This is a genomic window from Methylobacterium sp. BTF04 (assembly GCF_010692745.1).
Lineage (GTDB): Bacteria > Pseudomonadota > Alphaproteobacteria > Rhizobiales > Beijerinckiaceae > Methylobacterium.
Genome location: NZ_JAAHTB010000236.1, coordinates 1 through 683, shown reverse-complemented (window position 1 = coordinate 683; position 683 = coordinate 1). Strand labels below are relative to the sequence as shown.

At 64.3% G+C, this 683-nt stretch carries 1 protein-coding gene; it reads right to left on the bottom strand.

Going from position 1 to position 683, the window contains the following annotated elements; translation table 11 throughout:
* Positions 1-236: 236 nt before the first annotated feature.
* Entirely contained in the window at positions 237-581 is a 345-nt protein-coding gene (locus tag G3T14_RS25615) for a methyl-accepting chemotaxis protein (protein ID WP_348645347.1), read from the bottom strand.
* Positions 582-683: the final 102 nt, after the last annotated feature.

The window sequence follows — 683 nt, the reverse complement described above, 5'->3', positions numbered from 1 at the left end:
CATGGTCGGCGACGAACGATGAAGGGGCCCGATCGGGCCCCTTCATCGTTCAAGCTGCCGGCCGGCACTGGCCTGGTTTTACTCCGCCGCAGCGGCCTGGAATTGGTCCGCCCTTTACAGTTTCATCTGTTTCGCCGAGAACCTTCTTGCCACTACCTGATGGCACCTATGCCGGACATCAGCTCGGGATCGGCGGTTGCCTCGATCCGTCAGGCCCAGAGGCCCGCAAAAGGCCTCTACAGTTGGAGCGCATTCTTCGGGATCCCGAGTTCCGCCTGAATCTGCTCCGTCACGGTGTCGCCGATCGAAGCGAGCTGGCCCATCTCCTTGGCCACGACGGCGAAGCCGGCCCCTGCCTGGGCGGCGCGCGCCGCCTCGATCCGGGCGTTGAGCGAGAGCATCCTCAACGAACGCAACATGTCGACGATCCGATCGGAGGCTTGGCTGATCGCGCCCAACGCGCTCTGGTCAGCCTGGAGCCGCTCCGAAAGATCGTTGGCGAGCCCGAAGTCGATCACGATCCCGTCGAGATAGGCGATATCCCCCGACGCGTTCGCGCGACCGCCGCCGGTTTCGAGCACGTGCTTCCATTCTTCCCCGACCGTCTCGATCCGGTAGCTGATCTGCCAGAGCTATGCGGGATTTTGGGTGACGGAGGCGGTCAGGCGGCGCGGTGATCTGGG